Raw genomic sequence first — 16567 nt, 5'->3', positions numbered from 1 at the left:
GAGGGACCAGAGCCCCCGGCCACCTTGTAGCTCACGCCTCACCCTCACCGAACACGCGGCGGTATGCCTCGTCATGCGGGACGTCGGCACTTTCGCCCTGGAGGCGTGAGCACGCTGGAGCGCGTCCAGCCAGCGACCGGTCTGCTGGAGCGGCTGATGGAGGTCGTGCGGCCGGAGTTCCGGGGCGAGGAGTTCTATCCGCCGCGTGACAGCCGGGTGTTCTTCCAGGGCGAGTGCCGCATCCCGTCGTGCGAGCGAATGCTGAGCTACTCGGTCAAGCAGCTGTGCACCGCGCACTACCAGCGGTGGGTGCAGGCCGGCCGCCCCGAGTTCGAGGCGTGGGTGCCCGGCGAGGACGCCTACCACCGGCACCACCGTGTGATCCGGGGCTGCGCGGTGACGGGCTGCCGCCGCTCGATGAACGGGTGCTCGCCACGGATCTGCACCCGGCACACCGAGCTGTGGGAGGCGGCCGGGTGCCGGACCTGGACGCGTGGCTGGCCACTGCGCGTTACGAGGCGCCGCCGCACGGCGAGCGGGACTGTGTGCTGCCGCCCGTGGTGGACGACGGGGCCCGGGTCGGTGTTGTGCCGACGGCACTCCATCCGCTGGCGCAACAACGGCCATCCCGAGCTGCCGGACGACCAGTTGATCGAGTGGTTCGAGCGGCTGGAGCTGCGGCGCGACCCCTACACCCGCTTTCACGACCTGGGGCGCCAGGTCCGCTTGGAGGTGCAGTTCGGGCTGCAGCGCCGGGCCGACATCGGAGACCGTCACACGGCCCCGCGCACGGTGACCCGCGCACTGAGCTGGATCCGCGAATCGGGCGTGCGCAGCCTGATGGACTGGGACGAGACGCAGTGGCTGGAGTTCTGCCGCGTCGCGCGCAAGGGCTACCAGTCGCTGTCCTTCGCCTTCATCCGCGACACCCGGTTCGAGCTACAGCGGCTGCTGATCGCCGACGATCCGTGGGCCGACCAGTTCCCGCGTGACAGCTGGGATCTGCGGCTGCTCGACCTGGCAAACGAGGGCTGCTGCCGCCTGCACTTCGGCGACATTCCCCAGCCCTGGCTGCGGGATCTGACCAAGCGCTGGACCCGCTGGCGGCTGACCCGCGGCAGCAACCCGGCCGGCCTGACCTTGAGCGTTCAGGCCATCCACCCGGCTGGCCGGCCACTTCGCCGATATCGATGGCGTCGATGCCGGACCGGCGGCGCTCAACCGGGCCCGCATCGAGACCTGGCTGGCCGCCCTGCAGACCGACGGTCACAGCGAGCACCACCGCTCGCGCACCGTCAACTGCGTCGGAGTCTTCCTGCGCGACGTCCACCGCTACGAGTGGCAACCGGACCTGGCCCGCAGCGCGTTCATCTACGACGCCGCCCCCAAGCCGCGCGCGCTGAAGCCGCGGTTCATCCCTGAGCACCTCATGCGGCAGCTGGAGGCCCCCGAGGCCGTCGCGCAGTTCCCGTCCGACGACGGACGGGAACTGCTGAAGATTCTCATGTCCTGCGGTCTGCGTACGAAGGACGCCCGCTCGCTGCCCTTCGACTGCATCGTCCGGGACGCCGAGAACAACCCTTACCTGGCTTGGCTCAACCGCAAGATCCACGACCGCGCGGCGTTCTTCCCGCTGAGCGAGGACCTCGCGGCCGCAATCGGCCGCCAGCAGCAGGTCGTCCTCGAGCGCTTCCCCCAAGGGTGCAAGTGGCTCTTCCCGGCCTCGCTGAAGAACGTCGACGGCAGCAAGCCGGTCAGCGACCGCCGCATGCGCGACCATCTGGCGATCTGGCTGGAGCGGCTCAGCCTCACCGATGAGCACTGCCGCCCGGTGAAGGTGACGGCGGAGCCCCGGTGCAGACCGACTGCGAGTACGCCAACCCCTGCCTGGACTGCCGGTTCTTCATCACCACCGGCGACTTCCTCCAGCAGCACCGCCAACAGCGGCAGGAGACCAGCGAACTCATCACCCAGGCCGAGCAGGCCGGGCTCGCCCGAGTCGCGGAGAAGAACCGCCGCACGTTCGGCAAACTCGACACGATCATCAGCACCCTCGAAGGGACTGCCGAGAACCAGATCGTCGTCGGCGGCCAGGTGGAGGACGTCGATGCCGCCAGCTGACAACACCGCCGCACTAGCCGAGGCCACCCGGCGTCGCAGCGAGCGCGCCCGCAGCGACGCCGAGAAGGACATCTCGACAGCACAATGCACAGGCGGCCGGATCAGCTTCGCGGCGATCTCGAAGACGGCCGGTGTCTCGAGGTCGTGGCTATATATCCAGCCCGACCTCGTCGCCGCCGTCCGGCAGTTGCAGGACCGGCAGCCCGCCACCGAGCGGACCGGGTCACAGCCGGCGTCAAAGGCCTCCGTCCAGCCACGTTTGGAGACCGCGCTCGCGCGCATCAAGCAGCTGCGAGCGGAGAACAGCGAGCTCGCCGGACGCCTGGAGACCGCATACGGCGAAATCCGCCGACTCCGCAACGCATCTCAACTGGGCCGACCGGATGCGTGATCGGCTACGCCCACCTCACGATGACGTCCTGCGATCCGCGCCAACCTCTGGCAGGACCTGCCGGTCCGGACTCCAGGCGTCGACGGTGAAGCCCCGAGCAGCAGGGGATGACATCGGCAGTTAGCCAGACCAACTCGTTCCCGGGCATCGGGGTCGGTCAGTCGCTGCGGGATCTGCTGAATTCTTCGATCAGCACGGGATACTGCTCTCCACCGTGGCCGGCGGCGATCGAGCGGTCGGCCATCGCCTTGATCAGCTTCGGCAGTTCGGCGTTGACACCCACCGCCTCGCTCTCCTCGATCAGGTGTGCCATGGCCCGCGCGTCGGTCTCCAGAGCCGACACCTCGGCCGGGAAGGAGCCGCTGTCGACCTGCTTGGCGTACCCAGGCAGCCATTCGGCCACACCGGCCGCGATCTGCTGCGCGAACGGCGCATACGTTGTGGCGTCAACACCGGCCGTCCTGAGCAGGGCAGTGCCCTGGAGCCAGGCGTTCAAGACGCTCCACATCATGGCCAGGCCAGCCACGTCGTACAGGGACGCCAGCCCATGGTCCGTACCAAGGTAGGTGACGGTGCCGAGTGCGTCGAGTGTCGACTTGTGTGCCTCGAAGTCGGCCTGCGGCCCGCTGTGCAGAATCACCGCCTCGGCGGTGCCGATTGTCGGCGGGATGGCCATGATGGCACCGTCCAGATAGTGGGCGCCGCGCTGCTCGGCCCATCGGGCGGCCTCCCGGGCCTGGGCCGAGTCGCCCGAGGTCAGATTGATCAGCATCGTGCCGTCCAACTGGATATCGCTCGCGCCGAGCAGCTCCTGCATAGCCTGGTAATCGGTGACGCAGATGATCGCCAGGGAACATTCCTTGAGCGCGTCGCCGACTGTTGGCGCTAACCGCGCACCCTCGGCCACCAGCTGGTCAGCCTTGGAGGTCGTGCGGTTCCACACGGTCGTGGGATGCCCGGCTTTCAGGAACGCGCCGGCAAGTGCCTGGCCCATCAGCCCGAGTCCGATGACTGTCACGGGTGTATCGGTCTTGTTCATGGCAGCATCGTCAACGTTGATACTGGTGTGAAGGTCAAGCGAGGTTTCGATGCGGATCGGGGAACTGAGTCGCCGGACGGGCGTCAACGCGCATCGGTTGCGCTACTACGAGGCCCAGGGCCTGCTGGAAGCAGACCGCAACGCGAACGGTTACCGCAAGTACGGTGAGAACGCCGTACTGCGGGTGAAACAGATCCGCCACTTGCTTGGCGCCGGTTTGTCTTCCGTGGACATCGCGTACCTGCTGCCCTGTGCGGTTGGAGAGACCCCGGAGCTGCTCGGCTGTCCCGAATTGCTAGCCGCGATGCGGTCACGGCTGCAGCAACTGGACGACCGGATAGACAGGCTCGCTCAATCCCGCGACGCTCTTGCTGACTACATTGATGCGGCCGAGCGCATGGGCAGCCAGACCTATCCGCCCTTTGACGATGCTGGCCCGGAGCCCGTCCCCGCCTGAGCAGCCCGAGTGCTGGCTACGGCCCGAGCCGTGCCAGCGGGATGGCGGGCCACGCCGTCCCGGAAGGGCGTAGGCATGTTCGTCAGGGTCCAGGAAAAGCAGGTCGTACCGCATCTGAATCGGCGCGGCGGCGCAGTTCATCAGACGCCGTGGCCCAGCCAAATTGCGAGCCGAAGATGTGGGCTGAAGCGTTAGCCTGCGCTGGCATTCCCGGCCAATAACTGCGTCGAAGACATGTCCACGAGGCAGAAGGCCTGGTCACGCGTGGAACAACCCAACGAGCTGCCCATAAGCCAGTGCACGGCGCGGTTCTCCGTGCGCTTCCCGGCAAGGATGCAGGTGGCCCAGGGCTGGCGGATCGTGATGCCGCGGATCCAGTCGCCGACTTCGAGTGCGGTCGTCATGCGGCACGCTCCAGCAGCCCGGTACCCCGGCGGCCGGCACGGCGGCCGTTGACGGTGGGTGCGTCCAGGTCCTCGATCTCCGCCCAGCCGTACTGGCCGGAATGCTTGGTGCGGTACATGGAGACGTCCGCGCCGCGCAGCAGGGCAGGCAGGGCGTGGATGCCGAGGTAGTCGGGGACGGCGGTGCCGACCGACGCGGCGACGGGGAGCGGGCCGGCATTCGTGGGCACGGGCTCGTGCAGCGCGTCCATCAGCTCCGTCAGTCGCTGCTCCATCGCGTTCTCGCAGGCCCGGGTGTCCACGCGGGTGGCGACGGCGAACTCGTCTCCGCCCAGCCGGCCGACGACTCCGTGCGGTCCGGCCCAGCGGGCGAGACGCTCGCCGGTCGTGGCGAGCGCGGCGTCGCCGGCGGCATGACCGTGGGTGTCGTTCAGGCCCTTGAAGTGGTCGAGGTCGACCAGACAGAGCAGGGAGTCCTGCCGGTGGCGGGCGAGCAGGCGCTGGGCACGGCGCTCGAACGCGGCGCGGCGCTGGGCCCCGGTGAGCGGGTCTCGGCGTTCGGCCGCGAGGCGCCGGTGGAGCGTGAGCGCGTGGACGGTCCAGCCGCAAGGACGCCGCTCTCCCGGATCAGGTACTCCAGGTGGTCGAGGTCGTCGGGGCGGTCGTCCTCGTCCCGGTCGCCCCAGCCTTCGAGCATCACGTGCGCTACCCAAGCGCAGCCGTGCGCGTCACTGCCCCCGCACCGCTCCTCGCACCGCTCCGCGTTCCCTGGGCACCACCATCGCTCCAGGGCGTCCAGTGCGGACTGCACCAGGGCCCGCCTGACCGCATACCGTTCCATGCGGGCGCACCGCTCCGCTACAGCCTCCGCGTGCCGGACGACGGCGTCTGGGCCGAGGACCCTCAGTCCCGAGCACGCTTCCATCAGCGGCTGTCGTTGGGCCCGCAGTTCTTCCGCCCGGGACCCCGGGTCCACATCCCCCAGCCGCCACACCGCGTCGACGAACGCGTCTGCAGCACGCAGGAATGCCGTCCACGCCTCGCACCGCTGCGCCTCCAGCCTCAGCTTCCGCTCCACGGTGGCCTGCGTATTCATCGATTCCAAGGCGAGGCGGCGTCCGAACACGGTCTGCCAACGCGCCACCGCGACCGCGGCGAGGGCCTCCAGCCCCGAGAAGACCGCCCCGAGCGCCGTGACGGCGGTGTTCACATCCTGTACGCCCACCCGCCCACAGTGCCTCCGGGCGGGCGCATGAACGAGGTCAAGAGCGGAATGGCAAGTGTCCTATCACAGCTCCGAACAGAGCGTATCGCTACATGCCCGGAGTTGATCGCACGGATCCGGCCGCTCCGAGCGTTTTGTCCGGCACGCAGAACTCGTAGGCGCGGAAGAACTTTCGGAGAAGGGGCCAGTAACCAGCAGGCCAAGGGGACCCTGAGCCTCGTGCACTGAGCCAAGGTCGCTCCGCACGCCGGATGGCCCACGCTGTCCGTGTCCGCGCGCTCGGCGAACGCGCCGCAGCCGAACTCAAGCAGCGCTGGCGCACCCTGCAACGCGTCACCCTCAGCCCCAGCCGGATCGGCGACATCGCCCGCGCCGCCCTCGTCCTCAACGGAATCTGGAAGTGATCACCACTGAGAAAACGTCACTCACCAAGTCTGCGTCGTCTCCCTGGTCTTGCCGGGCTTGGGCGCCTTGGATCGCTTCGCCTTGTCCTTGGTGCTCTTGCCGAGCGTGAAGCACACCTGCCGGTCCTGCTTGTCCGGCTTGGAACAGTCATCCTCGGCGAAGTCCGACAGGGTCGGCTCCGACGTCGCGAACAGCGGGGCGACGGTGGCGGTGGCGGACCCGTCCGGATCCGCCCGCGTGAACTCCACCGTTCTTCCTTCTTCTTGCCGAGAGTGATCTGAATCATCGCGCCTCCCTGTGAGGTCGCCCCGTGGTCGGAGAGGCCGAGGCGACCTGCTCGTGGAGATTCTGGCGGACGAAACGTCCCCCGGCGCGCTGCGTCTGATGTGAGCCGTCTGTGCGCGGCAGCGGCCGGCCGGAGCGAGTTCCGTCGCTCCGGCCGGCCGCTGCCGTACACCCTGTGCCTTGTGCCCTGTGCCAGAAGGAGATCGGTGCCGATGCCCCGCCCGGAGCACCGGCACCAGTGCTCAGTACTTGGTGGAGACGGTCACACCGTCGAATCCCTCAACGGCGTGCAGGCTGATGAAGCGGTATCCGGCTTCCGGGTGGTCGATGGTCAGCGTGTGCTCGTTCCCGGCGCCGACGGCCCGGCTGGTGTAGGCGGTGGTGGTCGCCCATGTGTCCGCGTTGTAGTAGAGGTCGGCGTCGCCCGTGCCGCCCGTCACGGTGATCTGCAGCTGAGCGGTGCCCGCCGGAATGCGTACGTACAGATAGGCGTAGTCGTCCTTGACCGCCTTGAGCCCGCTGCGCTTGCAGTCCTTGCCCAGCTCCCTGGCGTCCTTCCCGGTGCACTCGCCCCCGGGTTCGGTAGGCGTGCCGCCGCCGCAGCTGCCGGCCGCGCAGGCGGTCAGCCAGGTGTTCCAGTCGGTTTCGTAACGGTCGCCGATGGTCGATGTGAGCAGGGTGCGAGCACCCGCCCAGTCACCCTTGCGGTAGAGACCGAGGAGCGTGTCGATGTCCGCGCGGTGGGACTCCAGCATGTAACGGACGGCCAAATAGCCCCAGTTGTAGATGCGGGTCTGGTCGGCGTTGTCGTAGGTGGTGTCGTACAGGGTCCGCAGGGTGTAGGTGTGGTTCGCGGCCTGGACAGCGGCGGCGTCGTAGTTGACCTTTCGGTACGAGTAGGAGACGTACTCCGCAAAGCCCTCGACCCACCAGACGGTCGGCGTGGTCAGCCCTTCCTCGAAGTCGCCGTGCATGTCGAAGCGGCCGTCGAGGTAGTGCGTGTATTCGTGGTTCAGGTTCCAGATCTGGAACCTGGGGCGGACCCACTCGGCCTCGTACGCGATGAACCGGGGCTGATTGCCTTCCGCAGCGGGGTCGCCTTCCAGGTACATGCCGCCGTTGTTCGTGTTGATGCCGTAGATCGCGCCGGCGTAGGTCTGGTAGTCCGTGCTGGAGTGGAAGACCACGACCTCGATGGTGGTGTTGCGGTCGCCGTCGACCGGACGGTTGTCCCGGGCGACGTCATGGAAGTAGGCATCCTGGTTGCGCAGACTGGTGCAGCTCGCGTCGAGGTCCTCGGCGGACATCTGCTGCGCCAGGATGCGGATGCTGTCGCTGCATGTGTGGCTGACGGGGAGGACCGCGCTCTTCAGGCGCTGGGCGAGGTCACAGGTACCGTAGTACGAGCAGTTCGCCTTGTCGTAGGCCTCGACCATCTGCGCCACGCCGACCCAGAGCGGGGCGGTGGGGCCGGTGATGGAGCTCTTGCCGAGCAGTGCGGCGGCCAACGGGCTTGCCTTGGGGCGCAGGGAGTCTTCCTTGAGGAAGCGGCCGAGCTCAAGTCCCGCGTTGGAAGCGAGGAACGACTGCTTGGTGCCCAGCAGGTCGAGATGGCGCGACGCGAAGTCGCTGAGGGCGTCCAGCGGGCTGGGGTCGGCCTCCACCGCAGCGATGAACTCCGGCACCTGGTGACCGCGGAAGAACACCGTGTACACGTTGTTCACGGCGTTGACCATGTACCAGGAGCTGTTGTACGAGGAGTCGTAGTCGGCCAGCAGCCGCTTGACGACAGACAGGTAGCGGGCGTTCTCCACGGCGCTGTCGATCAATATGACAGCCTCGGACAGGGTCTCCCCGTTGGCGTCCGTGACGTCGAAGGCGTGCGAGGAGGCGAAGAACGCGTCGAGCGCGCCCTGGATGGCTGTTCGCAGCTCCGGCCCGTAGCTGCCCACGGTGTCGGGGTCGTAGTACTGCACGTAGTACCCGGCTCGGAGATAGAGGACCAGCTGGGGCATGCCGGTGCTGCTGTCGCCGGGGTAGGCGGCCGATCCCTCACGCATGGCGTTGGCGACGGTGACCATCTGCGCCTCGCGGAAGGCCAGTTTGCCGTCGTTGCCCTTGAGACGGAACAGCGTGTTGACGCAGTCGGTTGTCGATGACTTGATCTGCTGGACCAGGTCGCTTCCGGTGCGGCTGGTGAAGTCGCTGACATTGCACTCGGCCGCGGTCCGGGCCTTGGAGTCGGCCCTGGCCTTGGCCTTGGAGGCGGCCTTCATCGAAGGCGCCAGGTGGCTCGGGAGCGCGGCGCCCGGGTCGTCGTAGTCCCGCCGCAGTGCGTCCTTGGACGCCGACAACGGCGGGCGGTCGGCGGCCTTGAGGGCTTTGCGGCCGAAGTGGTCGGCATCGTCCGCAGGGGCGGTCGGCGCCTCGGCGGAGGGGCCGCCCGGATCTTCGGCGGGTCCACTGCCCGTACGCGCCGAACCGGCGGCGGCGCTCCGGGTGTGATCGGTCGCTGTCGTTGCGGTGGGGTGCCGCTCGACGGCCTGGCCCGGTGTGGAGAGCAGGCCCACGCCCAGGCATGCTGCCAGGACCACAGTGGACAGTCCGGTGAATCTTTGTCGAACCGTTCGGTTCTTCACGTGCCGCCTCCCAGCGGAGTCGTGACCGCGCGATGGCGCGCGGTTGTGGGGGATTGCGCGGGGGTGAGGCCGGACCGAATTCCTCCGTGGGCATGGCATGGACACGACCTCTTCCTCACTGCGCGCTGTACAATTGCATATGTCACATGTTCTTTGGAAGCCCTCTCACACACATTCATCTCCGCGCCAACTCATCGCTGCAGCAACGGATTTCAGCAGCGCACCGACAGAACACCGAGGGGTAACGCCCGTGTCCCAGCCCTCTCCGCGCCCCTCGCCAGCAGTCATGACCTGCCGGTGTCGCCCGCACTGGACGCCTTCATGAGCACGGCGTGGGCGGCCACCCCGCTACCGGCGGACATCCGCGTCCCCTCGTACGACGTCACACCCGCCCGCCGTGCCCGGCTCGCGGTCCGCTCCAACGACACCGACCACCGGCTGCGCCTGGCTCACCGGCCTCACCGGTGAGGACCACGCCAGCCATGGCCTCGTCCTCAAACCCGACGGCGACGAGCGGCACGAGGCGGTGCTGTACCTGCGGCCCCGGTCACCACGCACCGGCGGCGAGTTCTACCGTGACCGCCGATACGGGGAGTTCTGGGTCGGGCGCAGGCCCGACCTGACGGAGGCCACCCGGATGACCGGCATCCGCTGCGCACACCTGGACGCATGGGAGAAGCTGCTGACCGGGCCACAGCCCCCGATACGGGTGCTGGACGGCGTGGACCCGTCCGTCGACGAACCGCTGTGCAGCCGCGGTTCGTTTGCGCCCAGGCGGTCGGCACCGGCCGGACTGGCGACGGTGCTCAGCGAACTCCGCCTCGCCAAGGACCTCTGGGAGAAGGATCAGTTGCAGCATGCCGCCGATGCGACGGTGGCAGGGTTCGAGGATGTGGTGCGAAGCCTCCCGCAGGCGCTGCGGCACCGCCGCGGCAAGCGCTGGATCCAGGGCGTCTTCGATCTGAGGGCCCGGCTTGAGGGCAACGGTCCGGGCTACTCGACGATCGCCGCAGCCGGGGCACACGCCTGTGTCCTGCACTGGATCCGCAATGACGGCCCGCGGTCGAGGGGACGAGCGGACGCACCGGGGACGGGCAGACGCACCGCACAGCCGGCCGAGGGGCGCGGCATGCGGGCCAGGGGCGGCTCAAGCCTCGGACGACCGGGGTTCGGGTCGTAGCGCCGTGCCGGTCAGGCCTCCGCGACCGGCACGGGCACCCTGCTGGTTCCGACCAGTCCCGTGGTGGCCGCCGTCTCCTGGCCGTCCTTCTCGGCCCACAGCGACCTGACGTGCGACATGTGAGCCAGCATGCAGGTCTCGGCGCGCTGTACGTCACCGGCGATCACGAGGTCCAGCAGCTCGACGTGCTCCTCGGCCGATGCGATCAACTGCCCCGTCTCCGACAGCCTGTTCAGCCCGAAGAGACGCGATCGCTTGCGCAAGTTGCCGACCTCTTCCACCAGCCTGCGATTGCCGGCCAGGCCGAGCAGTTCGAGGTGGAAGCGGCGGTCGGCCTCCAGATATCCGATGATGTCCTGCTCCGCGGCGGCGTCCACGATCGCCAGAGCAAGCGGCCGCAGCGCCTTCAGCTCCTTGGTCTTGCCCATCCGGGCGATCCGGCCGACGGTGGGCACCTCGATCATGGCGCGCAGCTCGGTGAAGTCGTCGAGGTCCTGCTCGGTCAGTTCGGTGACCCGGAAGCCCTTGTTGCGGACCGCCTCGACCAGGCCCTCCCGCGCCAGGTCGAGCATGGCCTCGCGGACCGGAGTGGCGGACACCCCGAATTGGGCTGCGAGCGCGGGAGCGGAGTAGATCATGCCAGGACGGAGATCACCGGCGATCAGAGCCGCCCTGAGTGCGTCCGCGACCCGGTCACGCAAGTGCTCATGCGCCGAGATCGCCTTGAGCGTCGTCAGGCGGCCCATATGTGTTCCTCCAGCGCCGTACGGGCCCTCAGAATACAATGTCACGTTTCCACCGGGACCTGTCGCGCCCGACCGGCGGACAACTCGCGAGGGTCCCGGATTCCGCGCGTCGCCGCGGCGTTCCGTTCTGTCCTTCGGTGCTCGACTCGATCAGGACAGGTGGATCTTCAGCTCTTCGTTGTGTTCCGAATGCCCTACGACGACTCCGGTGACCGATTCACCTACCCCGGGCCAGATCACGACCGAATCATCGGCGGCGTCCAAAAGACCGCCAACTCGGGTGTTCATGCGCGGTCATGCGCAAAGAGCTGCCAAATCAAGGCTGTTGACCGGATAACGAACATCGGTATGCGCCTTCCAGGCAACGGTTGGCAAGAACTTGACCGACCTCTGTCAAGAGGCGCTCAACTCCTGGCAGTCTTACGGCCCGTCACACCTCGAGACCCAAGGAGACCAGAGTGACCGCAAAGACCGCCGCTTCGGGCACCCCCCGTAAGACCGTCATCCGCGCCGCCGCGCTCGCCGCCTCCGCGGCGATGGTCGTCCTCGGCGTGCAGGCCGGCTCCGCGGGCGCCGCCGTGGAGCGCGAGGCCGGCGCCACCGCCCTGCCGCAGAGCGCCTCTCAGCGCGCCGCCGCCATCAAGGCCGCTCAGGCCGGTGCCGACGCCGTCGCTCAGGAGATCGGCCTCGACGGCAAGGAGCAGCTGGTCGTCCGTGACGTCATCAAGGACGCCGACGGCACCGTCCACACCCGCTACGAGCGCACCTACGAGGGCCTCCCCATCCTCGGTGGCGACCTCGTCGTCCACAAGGCCAAGGGCGGCAAGCTGAAGGGCGTCACCAAGGCGATCTCCGCGAAGATCGCCGTCGCGTCCACCGCTGCCACTGTCACCGAGGCCGGCGCCAAGAAGGAAGCGCTCGCCGCCTCCGCCGCGGCCGACAACACCAAGACCTCCGCCGCGAGCTCGCGCAAGGTCATCTGGGCCGCGACCGGCAAGCCGGCCCTCGCCTACGAGATCGTCGTCAACGGCCTCCAGGCCGACCGCACCCCGAGCGAGCTGCACGTCGTCACCGACGCCGTCACCGGCAAGAAGCTGTTCGAGTACGAGGCCATCGAGACCGGCTCCGGCACCAGCATGTACAGCGGCTCCGTCACCCTCGGCACCACCCCGAACGGCTCCACCTTCGACCTGACCGACAGCGGTCGCGGCGGCCACAAGACGTACGACCTGAACGGTGGCTCCGCCGGCACCGGCACCCTCTTCAACGACGCCGACGACGTCTGGGGCGACGGCACCGCCTCCAACCGCCAGACCGCCGCCGTCGACGCCCACTACGGCGCCGCCATGACCTGGGACTTCTACCAGAACGAGCTGGGCCGCAACGGCATCGCGAACGACGGCAAGGCTGCCTACTCCCGCGTCCACTACGGCACCGCCTACGTGAACGCCTTCTGGAGCGACAGCTGCTTCTGCATGACCTACGGCGACGGCATCGGCAACACCCACCCGCTCACGTCCCTCGACGTGGCCGGCCACGAGATGAGCCACGGCCTCACCTCCCGCACCGCGAACCTGCGCTACAGCGGCGAGTCCGGCGGCCTCAACGAGGCGACCTCGGACATCCTCGGCACCTCCGTCGAGTTCTACGCCAACAACACCTCCGACACCGGTGACTACCTCATCGGCGAGGAGATCGACATCAACGGCAACGGCACCCCGCTGCGCTACATGGACCAGCCCAGCAAGGACGGCAGGTCCGCCGACTACTGGTCGAAGAGCGTCGGCCGGCTCGACGTCCACTACTCGTCCGGCCCCGCCAACCACTTCTTCTACCTGCTCTCCGAGGGCAGCGGCACCAAGACCATCAACGGTGTCACCTACAACTCGCCGACCTCCGGCAACATCACCGTCACCGGCATCGGCCGGACCGCGGCCTACAAGATCTGGTACAAGGCCCTTTCCACTTACATGACCTCGACCACCAGCTACTCGGGCGCGCGCACCGCGACGCTGCAGGCGGCGACCGACCTGTACGGCGCGAACAGCACCCAGTACCAGGCCGTGGCCAAGGCCTGGACCGCGATCAACGTGAAGTAACTGGCTTCCCCTTGCCGTAGAGCCAGGTGTCCCACACCTCCTTGAGGTCCTGGCCGGCCTTCGCCTCCACGTACGACGTGAAGTCGTCCGTGGAGGCGTTGGCATACCGGTGGTCCTTCGTCCAGCCCTGCACGATGTCGCGGAAGGCCCGGTCGCCCACTGCCCGGCGGACCTTGTGGAGCACCATCGCACCGCGCACGTACACCGGATAGTCGGAGATGGACGCGGCGGCCCGGGGATCGTCCGGCGGGAACGACCACAGCGAGGAGTTCTCGTCCTTCTCGTAGCGCGCCATAGAACTCCTCCGCGCTGGGACCGCCGTGGTCCTCCGACCACAGCCACTCCGCGTACGTCGCGAAACCCTCGTTGAGCCACATGTCCCGCCAGGTCTTCGGCGTGACCGAGTTGCCGAACCACTCATGGGCCAGCTCGCGCACAAGGTTGGTGATGTCGAAGTTTTGGCCGGAATGACCGGCGTGGTCTGGGTTGTTGTGCCCATTGACGAGGAACGCATGGAGCAGCGCAGGCGGGACCTCCTTGCCTGGATGGAGGGCAGCGACGACGACGCTCCCGCGTCACCGGATGCTGAGCAGCCCGGACAGGAGAAGCGCAGGGCGGGCCTCGTCCGTGCGAAAGATAACCGCAGAGGTGTCCACTCCAAAGGGTCAGCCTCACCGTGGGTTTCCCCCCGCGCGAGCTGCTCGAACTCCAGCTGCGCAACCGCGCCAAACAGCAGGAACCGGTGTGGCACAAGCGCTACACCCGCTCCGGCATCGAGGGCACCATCTGCGAGTTCGCCCACGGCCACGGCATGCGCCGCTGCCGCTACCGCGGGTAGGCCGAGACCCACGTGCAGCACGTGTTCACCGCCATCGCCGTCAATGTCGAGCGCCTCAGCCAGCAGCCTTCCGGCGAGAGCGCGCCCCCACGAGCACCGACCGCATTCCAGGACTACCTCGACAAGGACAGCATCCCGCGCCCGGGTTCCTGGCAAGCCGCCAGCTGACACCCGCAACCATCAAGATCCCCGACAGAGTCAAGCTAGGGCCTGTGTGGAGTTGCCCGTCGTCCGCCCGGAGGGCGGGCGCCGCGGCGTCTGGTGCTGGGGGTACCTCCCACGCCGTTCGGGCTGTGGGGGAGCATCGCAAGGCGGAGGGTCGCCCGCGTACTGGATGTACGCGGGCGGTCGCGACAACGCGGTGACTGCCGGCCTGCGGCCGACGACGAAGGCCAGTGCTTCAGTCCACTTGATAACAAATTGACTTTACTCGTCCTTTACTGTTGCCTGCGCTTACACAGTCCGCGTGACCTGGGGGGTCATTCCAGATGAACCGCGTCAGCCGCTCCGTCGCGTCCGCGCTTGTCGTGGGCGGCCTCGTCCTCGGCCTCGGCGCCTGCTCCGACATCGCCGACGAGGCCGCCAAGCAGGTCGAGGACGAGGTGAGCAAGGAGGTCGACAGGCAGGTCAACGAGGAGTATGAGGTGACCGGCGAGAAGGTCGACTCGATCGAGTTCAATGCGGGCGGCGGAGACTCGACCAACCCGAAGCTGGAGACGGTGAAGAACCCCACGCTGCCGTGGAAGAAGACGGTGAAGCTGCGCGGCATCGAGGCGCCGACCGTTGCGCCGATTGCCGTGGACGTCAACGACGGCTCCGGTGAGCTCTCCTGCAAGATTGTGTACAGGGGCAAGGTCCTGGTCGAGAAGTCCGGCGTGGGCGTGGTGGCAGCCGCCGGCTGCGTCGCCGTCTCGCCGATCGTCGGCTGAGCCGGGCGGGTGGGAAGCCCCCCGGGCGTTCGGCCGCCGCCTGCCCCCCGGGACCTTGGCTCCCGGGACTCTTGCAGAAAGCGCCGGCGTTCACGCCGGGGATGAAGCGTCTCAAGGCTGCTGTGACGTGCACCTTAGAGGTCGCGCAGATAGGCGCGGTGGTGGGTCTCGGCAGCAAAGCAGGCGCAGGTCTTGGAGGTCATGGAGTGGTGACGCTCTGTGATCACCGGAGACCTGCGCCTGTACTGCCGTCGTGGCTGTAGGGACCCCCGTTCCAGTGGAGTCCCGGCTGAGCGGCTTACCCCATCGTTTGAGGCGCATCCCGGACACGCCATCGTGAGGTGCGATACGCAAGTTCGGAGTCGAATACCGCGATTCCTGCCCGATATCGGGCAGGAGTATGGACGCGCCACGGCTCCCGACCTAGGGTGATCGCTCATGATCACCCCAGACGCAATAGGCACGTTCGCCCTGATGGTGGGACTTCTCACGCTTACTCCCGGGCTGGATACCACCCTCATCCTGCGCACCGCAGCGCTCGGACACCGACGTCGCGCCTGGGGCGTGGTCCTCGGCATCCAGAGCGGCACACTGGTCTGGGGCGTGCTCACCTCGCTCGGTGTGACTGCACTGCTGACCGCGTCTCACCTCGCCTATGAGGCTCTTCGCTGGGCCGGTGCCGCGTACCTGGTGTGGATGGGCGGCAGATTGCTGTGGGCCAACCGGCACCACTCATCGAGCCAGAGCCCGCCGACAGCGGGGGCCCGGGGCGAGGGCAAGACCAGGACAGGCGCCGGCGACACCCTGCTCGGCGGCTGGCGGCAAGGGTTCGTGACCAATCTGCTCAACCCGAAGATGGGCGCCTTCTATGTTGCGCTGCTCCCACAGTTCATCCCCGCCGGCGCCTCGCACCTCGCTCCAGGCGTGCTCCTGGCTGGTGTGCACATCCTCCTGGCCGTCATCTGGGCCTGCGCGCTGATCGCCTTCGCGCACGCGCTCCGAGACCGCTTGCAACGGCCCTCGGCTCGCCGCTACCTCGACCGCATCACCGGCACGGTCATCGCCGCCTTCGGCATCCGGCTCGCCCTCGGACAGTAAGGCACCGGGCGACGCAGCCTCAGGCGATCCGACAGCCGCCGAACGGGCACCTGCGCCACCTGAAGCGAAAGGACATCTGCATGGGCACGCTCCTCACCAGCGCCGAGGCGGTGGTCTTCGACTGCGACGGCCTGCTGGTCGACACCGAAACATGCTGGACCGTTGCGGAAACGGCCATCTTCGCGGCGCACGGCCACCCGTTCGGCCCCGAACAGAAAGCCCTGGTCATCGGACGCACCGTGGAGGACGCTGGCGAGGCCATGGCCGAATACCTCGGGCGCCCAGGCGCCGGCGCCTCGGGCGTACCCGGCTCGCCAAGTCCGTGCACGACGCGGGATGGTCCACGTTCGTCGGCATGCTGGAGTACAAGGCGGTCAAGCACGGCCGCACCTTCGCCAAGGTGGACCGGGCCTTCCCGTCCTCTCAGGTCTGCTCGGCCTGCGGATTCCGCGACGGCCCCAAACCCCTGCACGTCCGGCAGTGGACGTGCGGTGAGTGCGGCACCGTGCACGACCGCGACCACAACGCAGCACGCAACGTCCTGTTCGAAGGACGCCGTATCGTCGCCGCCGGACGGGCGGAGACGCTAAACGCCTCGTGGAGCGCCGGTAAGACCAGGACGAAAGTCCCGGCACAGCGCGGTGAAGCAGGAAGCCCCCGGAAGGGTCAGCCGACCCAGGCCGGAATCCCTGTACTTTGGGCCAGGGAGCA

At 68.0% G+C, this 16567-nt stretch carries 17 protein-coding genes and 3 pseudogenes; 12 read left to right on the top strand and 8 right to left on the bottom strand.

What is annotated here, in order from left to right:
- The first annotated feature begins 105 nt into the window (after positions 1–105).
- From ACWDEX_RS24120 to ACWDEX_RS24110, 3 genes are all read left to right on the top strand, one after another.
- Positions 106–1422: a hypothetical protein gene (locus ACWDEX_RS24120; protein ID WP_450465927.1), complete on the top strand. Its 1317-nt coding sequence runs from the start codon at positions 106–108 to the stop codon at positions 1420–1422.
- Positions 1423–1854: 432 nt separating this feature from the next.
- A complete protein-coding gene (locus ACWDEX_RS24115; RefSeq protein WP_450465926.1) occupies positions 1855–2121 on the top strand; it encodes a hypothetical protein in 267 nt (88 codons plus the stop codon).
- Positions 2108–2512, top strand: coding sequence for a DUF6262 family protein (locus ACWDEX_RS24110; RefSeq protein ID WP_450465925.1), 405 nt, complete (start codon positions 2108–2110; stop codon positions 2510–2512). Before ACWDEX_RS24115 ends, ACWDEX_RS24110 begins: the two co-directional genes overlap by 14 nt.
- Positions 2513–2669: 157 nt before the next feature.
- Here the strand turns inward: ACWDEX_RS24110 and ACWDEX_RS24105 are convergent, their stop codons facing one another.
- A complete protein-coding gene (locus ACWDEX_RS24105; RefSeq protein WP_450465981.1) occupies positions 2670–3551 on the bottom strand; it encodes an NAD(P)-dependent oxidoreductase in 882 nt (293 codons plus the stop codon).
- Positions 3552–3600: 49 nt separating this feature from the next.
- On the opposite strand from ACWDEX_RS24105, the gene ACWDEX_RS24100 reads away from it, so the two are divergent.
- Complete coding sequence (locus ACWDEX_RS24100; protein ID WP_450465924.1) at positions 3601–4008, top strand: MerR family transcriptional regulator; 408 nt, start codon at positions 3601–3603, stop codon at positions 4006–4008.
- 191 nt (positions 4009–4199) lie between these two features.
- Here ACWDEX_RS24100 and ACWDEX_RS24095 read toward each other — a convergent pair whose 3' ends face one another.
- Genes ACWDEX_RS24095 through ACWDEX_RS24085 form a run of 3 tightly spaced genes read right to left on the bottom strand, consistent with a single transcriptional unit; the run spans position 4200 to position 5637 of the window.
- Positions 4200–4412, bottom strand: a complete 213-nt coding sequence (locus ACWDEX_RS24095) for a hypothetical protein (RefSeq protein ID WP_450465987.1) — start codon at positions 4410–4412, stop codon at positions 4200–4202.
- Positions 4409–4909: a GGDEF domain-containing protein gene (locus ACWDEX_RS24090; protein ID WP_450465980.1), complete on the bottom strand. Its 501-nt coding sequence runs from the start codon at positions 4907–4909 to the stop codon at positions 4409–4411. The genes ACWDEX_RS24095 and ACWDEX_RS24090 overlap by 4 nt, the downstream gene beginning before the upstream one ends.
- Complete coding sequence (locus tag ACWDEX_RS24085; protein ID WP_450465986.1) at positions 4843–5637, bottom strand: hypothetical protein; 795 nt, start codon at positions 5635–5637, stop codon at positions 4843–4845. The genes ACWDEX_RS24090 and ACWDEX_RS24085 overlap by 67 nt, the downstream gene beginning before the upstream one ends.
- Positions 5638–5888: 251 nt before the next feature.
- On the opposite strand from ACWDEX_RS24085, the gene ACWDEX_RS24080 reads away from it, so the two are divergent.
- Entirely contained in the window at positions 5889–6041 is a 153-nt protein-coding gene (locus ACWDEX_RS24080) for a hypothetical protein (protein ID WP_450465922.1), read from the top strand.
- A gap of 21 nt (positions 6042–6062) precedes the next feature.
- Here the strand turns inward: ACWDEX_RS24080 and ACWDEX_RS24075 are convergent, their stop codons facing one another.
- Together ACWDEX_RS24075 and ACWDEX_RS24070 are read right to left on the bottom strand one after the other, a co-directional pair.
- Entirely contained in the window at positions 6063–6290 is a 228-nt protein-coding gene (locus tag ACWDEX_RS24075; protein WP_450465921.1) for a hypothetical protein, read from the bottom strand.
- A 279-nt stretch (positions 6291–6569) separates the two neighbouring features.
- Positions 6570–8966, bottom strand: coding sequence for a M9 family metallopeptidase (locus ACWDEX_RS24070; protein WP_450465919.1), 2397 nt, complete (start codon positions 8964–8966; stop codon positions 6570–6572).
- A gap of 291 nt (positions 8967–9257) precedes the next feature.
- Here ACWDEX_RS24070 and ACWDEX_RS24065 point away from each other — a divergent pair.
- Positions 9258–10026: pseudogene (locus ACWDEX_RS24065) on the top strand (aminopeptidase P family protein); the annotation flags it as partial.
- A 131-nt stretch (positions 10027–10157) separates the two neighbouring features.
- Here the strand turns inward: ACWDEX_RS24065 and ACWDEX_RS24060 are convergent.
- Positions 10158–10892 carry a GntR family transcriptional regulator gene (locus tag ACWDEX_RS24060; RefSeq protein WP_450465917.1) on the bottom strand — a complete coding sequence of 245 codons (735 nt, stop codon included), beginning with the start codon at positions 10890–10892 and terminating at the stop codon, positions 10158–10160.
- A gap of 536 nt (positions 10893–11428) precedes the next feature.
- Here ACWDEX_RS24060 and ACWDEX_RS24055 point away from each other — a divergent pair.
- On the top strand, positions 11429–12991 hold the full coding sequence (locus tag ACWDEX_RS24055) for a M4 family metallopeptidase (RefSeq protein ID WP_450465978.1): 1563 nt from the start codon (positions 11429–11431) through the stop codon (positions 12989–12991).
- Here ACWDEX_RS24055 and ACWDEX_RS24050 read toward each other — a convergent pair.
- A pseudogene (locus ACWDEX_RS24050) lies at positions 12978–13478 on the bottom strand (M1 family aminopeptidase); the annotation flags it as partial. The gene ACWDEX_RS24055 and the pseudogene ACWDEX_RS24050 overlap by 14 nt on opposite strands.
- 189 nt (positions 13479–13667) lie before the next feature.
- Here ACWDEX_RS24050 and ACWDEX_RS24045 point away from each other — a divergent pair.
- The 5 genes and pseudogenes from ACWDEX_RS24045 to ACWDEX_RS24025 all read left to right on the top strand — a co-directional run.
- Positions 13668–13829: a hypothetical protein gene (locus ACWDEX_RS24045; RefSeq protein ID WP_450465916.1), complete on the top strand. Its 162-nt coding sequence runs from the start codon at positions 13668–13670 to the stop codon at positions 13827–13829.
- A gap of 12 nt (positions 13830–13841) precedes the next feature.
- A complete protein-coding gene (locus ACWDEX_RS24040) occupies positions 13842–13997 on the top strand; it encodes a hypothetical protein (RefSeq protein WP_450465915.1) in 156 nt (51 codons plus the stop codon).
- A 320-nt stretch (positions 13998–14317) separates the two neighbouring features.
- Complete coding sequence (locus ACWDEX_RS24035) at positions 14318–14758, top strand: hypothetical protein (RefSeq protein WP_450465913.1); 441 nt, start codon at positions 14318–14320, stop codon at positions 14756–14758.
- 438 nt (positions 14759–15196) lie between these two features.
- On the top strand, positions 15197–15856 hold the full coding sequence (locus ACWDEX_RS24030) for a LysE family translocator (RefSeq protein ID WP_450465911.1): 660 nt from the start codon (positions 15197–15199) through the stop codon (positions 15854–15856).
- A gap of 295 nt (positions 15857–16151) precedes the next feature.
- Positions 16152–16553: pseudogene (locus ACWDEX_RS24025) on the top strand (RNA-guided endonuclease TnpB family protein); the annotation flags it as partial.
- Positions 16554–16567 lie beyond the last annotated feature (14 nt).

Source organism: Streptomyces sp. NPDC001020 (assembly GCF_053599115.1).
The sequence above is the reverse complement of the archived record's forward strand: the minus strand, read 5'-3'. Positions and strand labels throughout refer to the sequence as shown.